Source organism: Janthinobacterium sp. Ant5-2-1 (assembly GCF_001445815.1).
Classification (GTDB): Bacteria; Pseudomonadota; Gammaproteobacteria; order Burkholderiales; family Burkholderiaceae_D; genus Janthinobacterium; species Janthinobacterium lividum_E.
In genome coordinates this window covers 37669-49788 of record NZ_LNCE01000126.1, presented here as the reverse complement: position 1 = coordinate 49788, position 12120 = coordinate 37669, and the positions used below count along the sequence as shown (strand labels likewise).

Annotated in this window: 6 protein-coding genes; all 6 read right to left on the bottom strand. The window is 66.1% G+C overall.

Annotated elements, in window-relative coordinates:
- Nucleotides 1–31: 31 nt before the first annotated feature.
- The gene (locus ASN89_RS25730) at nucleotides 32–1462 is read right to left on the bottom strand and encodes an efflux transporter outer membrane subunit (RefSeq protein ID WP_058051235.1); all 1431 of its coding nucleotides are present in this window, start codon (nucleotides 1460–1462) and stop codon (nucleotides 32–34) included.
- Complete coding sequence (locus ASN89_RS25725; RefSeq protein WP_058051234.1) at nucleotides 1459–4707, bottom strand: efflux RND transporter permease subunit; 3249 nt, start codon at nucleotides 4705–4707, stop codon at nucleotides 1459–1461. The genes ASN89_RS25730 and ASN89_RS25725 overlap by 4 nt, the downstream gene beginning before the upstream one ends.
- Nucleotides 4704–7823 (bottom strand): efflux RND transporter permease subunit, encoded by a 3120-nt coding sequence (locus ASN89_RS25720; RefSeq protein ID WP_058051233.1) that lies wholly within the window; start codon nucleotides 7821–7823, stop codon nucleotides 4704–4706. Before ASN89_RS25720 ends, ASN89_RS25725 begins: the two co-directional genes overlap by 4 nt.
- Nucleotides 7820–9181: an efflux RND transporter periplasmic adaptor subunit gene (locus ASN89_RS25715; protein WP_058051232.1), complete on the bottom strand. Its 1362-nt coding sequence runs from the start codon at nucleotides 9179–9181 to the stop codon at nucleotides 7820–7822. Before ASN89_RS25715 ends, ASN89_RS25720 begins: the two co-directional genes overlap by 4 nt.
- A 403-nt stretch (nucleotides 9182–9584) precedes the next feature.
- Nucleotides 9585–10136, bottom strand: a complete 552-nt coding sequence (locus ASN89_RS25710) for a GNAT family N-acetyltransferase (RefSeq protein WP_235502081.1) — start codon at nucleotides 10134–10136, stop codon at nucleotides 9585–9587.
- Between the two features lie 63 nt (nucleotides 10137–10199).
- A complete protein-coding gene (gene sppA, locus ASN89_RS25705; RefSeq protein ID WP_058051231.1) occupies nucleotides 10200–12074 on the bottom strand; it encodes a signal peptide peptidase SppA in 1875 nt (624 codons plus the stop codon).
- Nucleotides 12075–12120 lie beyond the last annotated feature (46 nt).

Below are 12120 nucleotides of genomic sequence, written 5' to 3'. Positions count from 1 at the left end.
CGGTTTTTTTCACCCCGCGTCAGCCTGCCTTTTACTGCGCCGGCGGCACGTGCCAGCCGCCGCCCAGCGACTGGATCAGGGCCACGGCCGTCGTCTGGCGGTCCGCCTGCGCCTGCACCAGCGAACGGCGCGCCGACAGGGCCGTCACCTGCGCCGTCACCACGTCCGTGTAGCCGACCTGGCCCGCGTTATAGCGGTTCAGCATCTGCTGCTCGACCTGGTCGGCGGCAGACGACGCCTGCTGGCGCAAGGCCAGCTGTTCGGCCAGCGCGCGCGTGGCCGACAGCTGGTCTTCCACGGCGCCGAAGGCACTCAATACCGTCTGGCGGTAGCGCGCAACGGCCGCTTCATGGCCCGCCTTGGCCGCATCCACGCTGGCCGTGGTGGCGCCCGCGTTGAACAGCGTCTGCGCGGCCGACACGCCCAAGGACCACAGGCTCGACGATGCATTGAACAAATCGCCCACCTTGCTGGCGCCGGAGCCGTAGGAACCCGTCAGGTTCAGGCTCGGATAGTAGGCCGAGCGGGCGATGCCGATCTGCTCATTGGCCACGGCCACCCTACGCTCGGCGGCGGCGATATCGGGACGGCGCTGCAGCAGGGTTGACGGCACGCCCAGCGGCACCTCGGGCACGATCAGGGTCCACGGCGCCACAGCCAGGCTGAAGTCGGACGGCGCGCGGCCCAAAAGTATCGCGATCGCATGTTCGAGCTGCGCGCGTGAACGCGTCTGGCCCGACAGGTCGATCTGCGCATTGGCCAGCTGCGTCTGCGCCTGCAGCAGGTCGGACTTGGCGGCGATGCCGGAATTGAAGCGGTTGCCGGTGATGTCGAGCACGCGCTTGTAGCCATCGATGGTGGCGTTCAGCAGCGCGATCTGCGCATCGCTCTGCCGCAGCGAAAAATAATTGGTGGCCAGTTCGCCCTGCGCCGACAGGCGCGCCGCGGCCAGGTCGGCCGCGCTGGCGGCGGCGCTGGCGTCGGCGCCCGTCACGCCGGCGCGCAGCTTGCCCCACACGTCCGGTTCCCACGACGCGCCGATGGCGGCCTTGAAGTTGTTGTTCGTCTGCTGCTCGCCCCCGCCGCCCGAACGGGCGCCGCTGCCCGTCAGGTTCACGCTGGGGAACAGCGAGGCGCGCTGTTCGCGCACCAGCGCGCGCGCCTGCTCGTAGGAAGCGATGGCGGCCGCCACGTTCTGGTTCGAGATGTCGATGCCTTCGGCCAGCTGGTTCAGCTGCGCGTCGCCGAACAGGGTCCACCACGGTCCCCGCTCCAGGGTGTCGGCCGGCGCGGCAGGCTGCCAGCCGGCCGCCTCCTTGAACGTCTGCGGCGCGGCGGCCGTCGGCGTTTCATACGCGGGGCTGACGGCGCAGCCGGCCAGCAGCAGGAAAGCGGTGGCCGCGCCCAGCGCCAGCAGGTGGCGCGCGGGGACGGTCGATACGATAGGTTTTACTTGCTTCATGATTGTGTGCTCGGGTTATCTGGCCCAGGAATGCGGCTCAATTGCTGCTCGTCGGCGCTGCGCGTGCGCAGCTTGTCGAGCAGGATGTAGACCACCGGGGTGGTCAGCAATGTGAGTAACTGGCTGGCAATCAGGCCGCCGATGATGGCGACCCCCAAGGGCTGGCGTAGCTCCGACCCCTCGCCGAAACCGATCGCCAGCGGCAAGGCGCCAAGCGCCGCCGCCAGGGTGGTCATCAGAATGGGGCGGAAACGCAGCAGACAAGCCTCGCGCACCGCCTCCACTGCACTCAAGCCGCGCGAACGCTCGGCCTCCAGCGCGAAGTCGATGATCAATATAGCATTTTTCTTGACGATACCGATCAACAGGAACACGCCGATCAGGGCGATGATGGAAAATTCCATGCGGAACAGCAGCAAGGCCAGCACGGCGCCCACCCCCGCCGACGGCAAGGTCGACAGCACGGTGACGGGGTGGATCAGGCTTTCGTACAGGATGCCCAGCACGATGTAGATCACCACGATGGCCGCCAGGATCAGCAGCGGCTGCTCCTTGTTGCTGTCCTGCGCGCTCTTCGCCGAACCCTGGAAGCTGCCGCGCACGTTGACGGGCATGCCGATTTCCGACTCCGCCTGGGCCACGGCCGCCTGGCCGTCGCTGAGCGGATAGCCGTCGGCCAGGTTGAACGACACGGTGGTGGCCAGTTCGCCGCCCTGGTGATTGATGGAAGTGGCCGTCGAGCTTTCGGCAAAGCTGCTGAACGAAGACAGCGGCACCATGTGCGCAAGGGTCGTGGACAGGGCCGAGCCGCTGGACGGGTCGCGCGCGGCCGTCGTGTTGGACGGCGCCGCGCTGGTGGTGGTACTGGTGGTGGCCGTGGCTGTCGTGCCGGTGGCGGCGACAGCCGCCGCATTCGACGCCGGCACGTACACGGAGCGCAGCGCTTCCGGGCTTTGCGCATAGCGCGGCGCCACTTCCATGATCACGTGGTACTGGTTCAGTTCATCGTAGATGGTCGCCACCTGACGCTGGCCGAAGCTGTTGTACAGCGCATTGTCGATATCCTTGACTTGCACGCCCAGCTGGGTGGCGCGGTCCTTGTCGATGCTGACAAAGGTTTCCACGCCGTTTTCCGCCTGGTCCGTGTCCACGTCGATCAGGGCCGGCTGCAGCTTCATCTGGTCGGCCAGTTTCGCCGCCCATTTCTTCAGGTCCGCCTGGTTGTCGCTGATCAGGGTGTACTGGTACGTGGAATTGCTGGAGCGCCCGCCCATGCGCAAATCCTGCACGGGATTGAGGAACAGCGAAATGCCCGTCACCTTGGCCAGCTGCGGGCGCAAGCGGGCGATCACGGCCTGCCCCTTGTCCGTGCGCTGCGACGCGGGTTTCAGGTCGATGAACATGAAACCGCCCCCCGCTCGTCCGCCGCCCGTGAATCCCACGACGGTGGCGACGGCCGGATCGTCCTTGATGATGTCGACCAGCTGGCGCAGCTTACTTTGCATGGCCTGGAACGAGATGCTCTGGTCGGCCCGCATGCCGCCATTGATCTGGCCCGTATCCTGCTGCGGGAAAAATCCCTTGGGCGCGGCCGCGAACAGGTACACGTTCAAGCCGACGACAAACACGAGGATGGTCATCACGAGCGCGGCGCTGGACAAGGCCCAGTCCAGGCAATGTTCGTAGACTGTCAGCATGCGCTCGAAACCGCGTTCGAACCAGCGCGCGACTCTGCCTGGCGGCTTGTGCTGCTGACCGCTTTTCAGCAGCCAGGCGCACATCATCGGCGTGGTCGTGAGCGAAATGACCAGCGAAATCATCACGGCGGCCGACAAGGTCACGGCGAACTCGCGGAACAGCCGCCCCACCTGTCCGCCCATGAACAGCAGCGGGATGAAGACGGCCACCAGCGACAGGCTGATCGACAGCACCGTAAAGCCCACTTCGCGCGCGCCCAGCAGGGCCGCCTTGAAGCGGTCCATGCCCGCCTCGATGTGGCGCTGCGTGTTTTCCAGCACCACGATGGCGTCGTCGACGACAAAGCCCGTGGCCACCGTCAGCGCCATCAGCGACAGGTTGTTCAGGGAAAAACCCAGCATATACATTACGCCGAAGGTGCCCAGCAGCGAGACGATGGTGGCGACAGCGGGGATGATGGTGGCGCGCACGCTGCGCAAAAAGGCGCTGACCACCAGCACGACGAGCACGATGGACAGGATCAAGGTGAACTCGATTTCATGCAGCGAGGAGCGGATGGAATTGGTGCTGTCGGACGCCACCTGCAGCTTGATGTCGCCCGGCAGCTGCGCCTGCAGTTGCGGCAGCAGCGCGCGTACGCCGTCCACCGTGGCGATGACGTTGGCGCCCGGCTGGCGCGTGATCAGCACGATGACGGCCGGGTCGCCGTTGAACAGGCCCAGGGTATTGTTGTTCTCCACGCCGTCGACCACTTCGGCCACGTCGTCGAGGCGGATGGCGGCGCCGTCGCGCCAGGCCACGACCAGGCTGCGGTAGTCGGCCGCGCTGCGCCCGCCCGACGCCGTCGCCGCGCCCGAATAGATCTGCAGGCTGCGCTCGTCGCCGGAAATGGCGCCCTTGGGCCGGTTGGCGTTGCTGGCCTGGATGGCCGCGCGCACGTCTTCCATCGACACGCTGTAGTGATTGAGCTGGTACGGCAGCAGTTCCACGCGCACGGCCGGCAGCGAGCCGCCGCCCAGTTCCACGTCGCCCACGCCTTTGACTTGCGCCACTTTCTGCTGCACCAGGTTCGACACGGCGTCGTAGATCTGCCCCGGCGTGCGCGTCTTCGACGTCAGCGCCAGGATGATCACGGGCGCGTCCGACGGATTGGCCTTGCGGTAAGTGGGGTTGCTGCGCAGGGTGGCAGGCAAGTCCACGCGTGCGGCGGCGATCGCGGCCTGCACTTCGCGCGCTGCCGAATCGATCTTGCGGTTCAAGTCGAACTGCAGGTTGATGCGCGCCGAGCCCGTGCCCGACGACGACGTCATCTCGTTCACGCCCGAGATGACGCCCAGGCGCCGTTCCAGCGGCGTGGCCACCGACGTGGCCATGGTCGCGGGGCTGGCGCCGGGCAGGCTGGCGCTGACGGAAATGGTCGGATAATCGACTTGCGGCAGCGGCGAGACGGGCAGCACGAAGAAGGCGCCGATGCCCGCCAGCGCGATGCCGATGGTCAGCAGCACGGTGGCGATGGGACGCTTGACGAACGGTTCGGACAGGTTCACGCGGCGCTCCCCGCGTTATCGGCCGGCTTGTCCAGGTTCACCCCGGGTGTCTTGCGCGCGAAGCGCTGGCCCAGGCGGTCGAAGCCCAGGTAGATGACGGGCGTGGTAAACAGGGTCAGCACCTGGCTGACGATCAGGCCACCGAAGATGGCCAGGCCCAGCGGACGGCGCAATTCGGCGCCCTCGCCCCAGCCCAGCATCAGCGGCACGGCCGCGAACAGGGCCGCCAGGGTCGTCATCAGGATGGGACGGAAGCGCAGCAGCGCCGCCTGGTGGATGGCTTCCTGCGGGCTCTTGCCTTCGTCACGTTCGGCTTCGATGGCGAAGTCGATCATCATGATGGCGTTCTTCTTGACGATGCCGATCAGGAGGATGATGCCGATGATGCCGATCACGCCCAGGTCCTGCCCGGAGATCATCAGCGCCAGCAAGGCGCCCACGCCGGCCGACGGCAGGGTCGACAAAATCGTCAGCGGGTGGATGTAGCTTTCATACAGCACGCCGAGCACAATATACACGCAGACGACGGCGGCCAGAATGAGCCACAGCTGATTCGACAGCGAGTTTTCATACGCGCCTGCCGCGCCCAGGAAGGTCAGGGTCACCGATGGCGGCAAGGCGATGTCTTTCGCGGCCTGGCGGATGGCGTCGACGGCGCTGCCCAGCGCCACGCCCTGCGTCGTGTCGAAGCCGAGGGTGGTGGCCGGATATTGCGCCACGTGCGTGATTTGCAGCGGCGCCTGTTTTTCGCTGACGCTGGCAAAGGCGGATAGCGGCGTCGACTTGCCGGAACCCGTGCGCACCTGCAGGTCCGACAGGTCGGACGGCGTGGTGACGATGCCCGGTTGCGCTTCGAGAATCACGCGGTACTGGTTGGTTTCCGTGAAAATCGTCGAAATGATGCGCTGGCCGAAAGCGTTGTACAGCGCGTCGTCGACGGTGGCCGTGGTGACGGACATGCGCGCGGCGCTGTCGCGGTCGATCGCCACGGTGACGGCGGCGCCCGTGGCCCCCGCATCCGTGACGACGTTGCGCAGCTGCGATTTCTCGCGCATGCGGGCGGCCAGCTTGCCGGCCCATTCGGTGACGGTGGCCGTGTCGGCCCCTTCGAGCGAGACGCGGTACTGCGTCGGGCCCGATTCCGCATCGATGGTCAGATCCTGCGTCGGCTGCAGATACAGGGTCACGCCGGCCACCTTGGCCACGCGGTCGCGCAGGCGCTCCATGATCTCGTCCTGGCTGGCGCTGCGCGGACGCTTCAGGTTGATCAGCATGCTGCCCGTGTGCAGCATGGTATTGTTGGCCGCGTCGACGCCGACGAGGGAACTCAGGGTGTCGACAGCGGGGTCTTCCAGCAGCGCGCTGGCGGCGGCCTGCTGCAAGGTGGCCATGCGTTCGTACGACACGGCTTGCGACGTTTCGATGCGCGCCTGCAGCTGCCCCGTGTCCTGCGTGGGGAACAGGCCTTTCGGGATGGTGATATACAGGATGACGGTCAACACGAGGGTGGCCAGGGCCACCAGCAGGGTCAGTCCCTGGCGTTTCAGCACCCACACGAGCGCATGGTCGTACTGCACGATCACACGGTCGAGGAAAGCCTGGATGCGCTGGCCCGTGGCGCTGATCTTTTCATCGGCGTGGCTTTTCAGCCAGCGCGCCGACATCATCGGCACCAGGGTCAGCGAGACCACGGCGGAAATCAGGATCGTGATGGCCAGGGTCATGGCAAACTCGCGGAACAGCCGGCCCACGACGTCGCCCATGAACAGCAGGGGAATCAGCACGGCGATCAATGACACCGTCAGCGAGATGATGGTAAAGCCGATCTGCGACGCGCCCTTCAGTGCGGCGGCCATCGGCGTTTCGCCCTCTTCGATGTAGCGGGCGATATTCTCGATCATGACGATGGCGTCGTCGACGACAAAGCCCGTGGCGATCGTCAGCGCCATCAACGACAGGTTGTTCAGGCTGTAGCCGAGCAGATACATGACGCCGCAGGCGCCGATCAGCGAGATCGGCACGGACAGGCTGGCGATCACCGTGGCGCGCATGCTGTGCAAAAAGGCGAAGATCACCAGCACCACCAGCAGCACGGACAACAGCAGTTCCATTTCCACGTGTTCGACCGAAGCGCGGATGCCTGTCGTGCGGTCGCTCAGCACATCAAGCTTCATGGCCGCCGGCAGGCTGGCCTGCAGGTCCGGCAGCAGGGCCTTGATGGCGTCGACCGTCTTGATGACGTTGGCGCCGGGCTGGCGCTGCACGTTCAAAATGATGGCCGGCTGCTTGCCCGACCATGCGCCCAGGCGCGTGTTTTCCGCGCTGTCGACGACGTTGGCCACATCGGACAGGCGCACGGGCGCGCCGTTTTTATAAGTGATGATCAGGCGCTTGTAGTCTTCCGCCGTGACCAGTTGATCGTTGGCGTTGATGGTGAATGAACGCGTGGGGCCGTCGAAACTGCCCTTGGCGCTGTTGACGTTGGCCGCCGCGATGGCTGTGCGCAGGCTGTCGAGGCCCAGGCCGTACGACGCCAGCAATTTCGTGTCGCCCTGGATGCGCACGGCGGGACGCTGGCCGCCCGACAGCGACACGAGGCCCACGCCGTTGACCTGGCTGATCTTGAGCGCCAGACGCGTGTTGACGATGTTCTGCACCTGCGTCAGCGGCATCGTGTCCGACGTGATGGCCAGGGTCAGCACGGGTGCGTCGGCCGGGTTGATCTTCGCGTACACGGGCGGCGCCGGCAAGTCCGTCGGCAGCAGGGAGCCGCCCGCATTGATGGCCGCCTGCACTTCCTGCTCGGCCACGTCCAGGGTCTGGCCCAGCGTGAATTGCAGGGTGATGATGGACACGCCGGCCGCGCTGGTGGAACTCATGCGCTGCAAACCCGACATCTGCCCGAACTGGCGCTCCAGCGGCGCCGTGACGGTCTGCCCCATGACTTCCGGGCTGGCGCCCGGGTACAAGGTCTGCACCTGGATGGTGGGGAAGTCCACCTGCGGCAAGGCGGCCAGCGGCAGGAACTTGAAGCCGACCAGCCCCGCCAGCACGATGGCCAGCATCAGCAGCGCCGTGGCGACGGGGCGCTTGATGAATGGCGTCGATGGACTCATTGCGCTGCGCCCTTCGCTGGCGCGGATGCCGATGCGGCAGCCGATGCGGCCGGTGCGCTGGCCGCGCCTTCAGCGTGCTGGCGGCGGTGGCGGCGTTCGCCGTTGCCTGCCCCCGCGCCACCGGCACCGCCCATGGCCGGCTTGTCGCCCGCCAAGGTGACTTTCGCGCCTTCCTTCAGGCGGTCGGCGCCTTCCGTGATGACTTGCTCGCCCGCTTCCAGGCCGGCGCGGATTTCCACCATGTCGGTGGTAGCCTGGCCCCGCGTGACCATGCGCACGGTGACGGTTTTATCCGCTTTCAGCACATACACGAAATCGCCGTTATTGCTGTGACGCAGGGCCGTGACGGGCACCAGCACGGCGCCCGTGATATTGCCCAGCTCCAGGCGCACGTTGACGAACTGGCTGGGGAACAGCACCATCTTGTCATTCGTGTAGCGGGCCTTGGCGCGCACGGTGCCCGTCTGCACGTCGACCTGGTTGTCCAGCGCCGTCAAGCTGCCCTTGTCCAGGGTATGCGTGCGCGTGCGGTCCAGCGCCAGCGCCGCCAGCGCCGTACCGCCGTTCAGGCGTTCCTGGATGGTCTGCACCTTATCCTGCGGCACTGAGAATTCGACGTCGATGGGCGAGAGCTGCGTCACCACCACCACGCCGCCCGTATCGCTGGTGCTCACCAGGTTGCCGATGTCGACCACTTTCAGGCCCGCGCGGCCGCTGATCGGCGACACCACCTTGGTGTAGCCGAGGTTCAGCCTGGCCGTGCCTTCGGATGCGCGATCCGTCATCACCGTGCCTTCCAGCTGCTTGACCAAGGCGGCCTGCGTGTCGACGTCCTGGCGCGCGATGGAATCCTGGCCCAGCAAAGTCTGATAGCGTTTCAGCGTCAGGCGCGCGTTTTCCAGTTGCGCTTCGTCGCGCTGGCGCTGGCCCGTGGCCTGCATCAGCGCCATCTCGAACTGGGCCGGGTCGATCTGCGCCACCACCTGGCCCGCCTTGACCATGCCGCCTTCCTTGAATTTCAACTCCTTCAAGATGCCCGACACTTGCGGGCGCACCGTCACGGTGGACGCGGCCGTCACCGTGCCCAGCGCATCGAGCACCACGGGCAGGTCGGACTTGACGGCCGTGGCCACGCCCACGGTGGTCGAAGGGCCGCCGCGACGCCCGCCGGGGCCACTTGGCCCGCCCGCGCCGCCAGGGCCACCCATGCCGGGGCCGCCCTGGGCGCTGGTGCCGGAGTGGGTCAAATACCAGGCACCGCCCCCCAGCGCAGCCATCACGGCCAGCGCGATGACCGTGCCGACGATTTTCGAACGGCGGCTGCGCCGCGGGGTATTGGGTGTTGTCTGCGAATCCATCGCTTATCCTTGTATAGGCCGCTGGCACGGCGAGTCTGTGGCGCCGGCCGAGGTGGAACACACTCAGGCCGGACGACCGTTTTTCGGGGTTGTTTCGGTACAAAGCCGGGGGAGTCAAGAGCTGAAAGTCAGCTGAAAAAACATCGCTCCCTAGCGTGAAACGACTCTAGCATAGTCATGTAACTGTTTCATTTCTGCTTGAAACAATTCCACACAGCCAGGCAGGCATGGGAGGATCAGGCGGACCGGCAGGCAGGCCGCCACTGCGGGGGAATGGTGGAAAAATCAGGCTTGCGGGGCGTCGCGCCACCGCGAGCAGGTGGCGCGGGCGACTCGCATGCAGATACAAACTCGCTACAAATCTCCCGCCAGCCAGCTTGACCTGGGGCCAGGCCGGCCGTTACTACAGGGTCATGCCGAGGATGACGTCCTGGTAGTCGGTGCGGCCCACGCGGAAAGTGCGCCGGCCCAGCTGCGCAAAGCCGCAGCGCGTGTAAAACGCCAGCGCATCGTGGTTTTCCGCATATACGCCCAGCAGCACGCGCCCTGCCCCGCTGGCGCGCGCCTGCTCCAGGGCCGCCTGCATCAAGCGCTGGCCCACGCGCTGGCCCTGGAAGCGGTGCAGCAGGTAGATGCGCTTGATTTCCAGGTCATTCGGGCGCGGGTCCGCCACCGGCAAGCCGGCGGGGCTGAGCACCAGGTAGCCGACGGGCGCGCCGCCAGGCGTGGCTTCGGCCAGCCACAGCCGCATGGCCGGCAGCGCCAGCCAGTCGCGGTACAGCTGCGCGTCGTGCTGGCGCTGGCAATGGGCGATGACGTCGGCGCCATCGAGGATGCCGGCGAACGCTTCAAGAAAAGTCGCCTGCCCCACCAGCGCCAGCGCGTGTTCGTCGCCCTTGGCGCATGGGCGGATGGTGATTGTGTTGTCGGTGTCTGCATTCATATCGCTTGGCATATTGGGCTCCTCAAGGAAAACAAGCCGGGCGAAGCCGGCTTGAGAGTCATATCACTACTGCGATTACTTGCCGCCTAACGGCACTTCGCACAGGCAGTGTGTGAGGGCCATGAACGGTTTATGTTCGCGCGTGATGCCGGACAGCCAGGAGAGGTCCTGCGCCATGCCCAGCGCCGCGTCGGCCGGCAAGCCAGTCGTGGCCAGGCCCAGCTTCACGTGCTCGCCCAGGCCCAGCGAAGCCATGGCCTTGGAGCCGAACATGCCGAGCAGACGGTCCACATTCGACGTTTCCTGTTCCAGGTAGGTGACGCGGTAGTCGGTGCCCAGCTTGGCGCGCTTGGCGGCCGAGGCCAGCGCATCACCATAGCTGCCGATGCGATCGACCAGGTTGCGCTCTTTTGCCTGCAAGCCCGTCCAGACGCGGCCCTGCGCCACTTCATTGATCTTTTCCGGCGTCGTCTTGCGCGCCTTGGCGGCCAGGCTCAGGAAGTCGCCATACACGTGGTTGATCGAACCCTGGATCACTTCGGCGAAGCGGGGGTCGAGCGGACGCAATGGGTTGCCCGCGTCGGCCAGCCAGGTGGTCGGCGAGCCCGCCGTGTGGATGCCCAGCTTTTCCACCACCTTGTCGGCCGTCGGCAGAATCGCGAACACGCCGATGGAACCGGTGATGGTGGCCGCGTCGGCGATCACTTCATCGGACGAGGTGCTGATCCAGTAGCCGCCCGAAGCGGCCACATTGCCCATCGAGACGACCACGGGCTTGCCGGCGGCGCGCGTCAGTTCCAGTTCGCGGCGTATCAGTTCCGAGCCGAAGGCGCTGCCGCCCGGCGAATCGACGCGCAGCACGACGGCCTTGATCGATTTGTCTTCGCGTGCCTGGCGGATCAGTCGCGAGGTGGACAAGCCGCCGATGGCGCCCGGTGGCGCGATGCCGTCGCCGATTTCACCGGAGGCGATGATCACGCCGACGGCGTCGCCGACGTGCACGGGGCGCAGGCGCGCCAGGTAATCGGTGTAGTTCACCTGGCGGAAATTCGTGCCTTCCGTGTTTTTCGCGCCGCGCGCCATCATGAACTGGCGCAGTTCATCGCGCGTTTTCAGGCCGTCTACCAATTTGGCGTCCAGCGACAGCTTGCCCAAGTCGCCGCCGGCCGCCGTCATCAGGGCGGGCAGCGCATCGATCGATTGCATGATGGCGCCGGCCGGCAGCTTGCGCGATTTTTCCACGTCCGTCGTGTAGGTGGTCCACAGGCCATTGTTCAGGTAGCGGTCCGCTTCGGCCGCCGCTTCGGACGGGCCGTTGGCGATGAAAGGCTCGGCCGCGCTTTTATACGTGCCCACTTTCAGCAGGTTCACCGTCACGCCCACCTTGTCGAGCGCGTCGCGGTAGTAATTGCGGTAGCGGCCAAAGCCTTCCAGCATGACGCCGCCCATCGGGTGCAGGAATACCTCGTCGGCCTTGGCCGCCACCAGGTACTGGCGCTGGTTGTAGCTCGAACCCCAGGCCGTCACTTTCTTGCCCGTGGCGCGGAAGCGTTCCACGCCGGCCGCCACTTCGCGCAGCGAAGCGAGGCCGCCGCCCTGCAATTCGTCGAGCAGGATCACCATGGAGCCGATGTCCTTGTCCTTGGACGCCGTGTCGAGCACCGCCAGCACGTCGCGCAGCTGCACGCTTTTCTTGACTTCGCCGCTGACATTGGCCAGCACGGCTTCGCGCACACCGCCCGGGGTTTCCTCGACCAGCGGGCCTTGCAAGTCCAGCACCAGGGTGGTCTTTTCCGCCAGGGGCTTGGCGCCGCCGCCGAAGATGGCGATCAGGATGGCGATGACGATCAGCAGGAAAATCAGGTTGATGACCGCGCGGCGGGTGGCGTCCAGCGCGCGCCAGAATGCGCCAAAACCGCGGCGCAGCGGCGGGAAGGGGTTGAGTGACATTGATGCTCCGTGAGGTTGTGTACCTAAAGGAAATCAATATAACTGA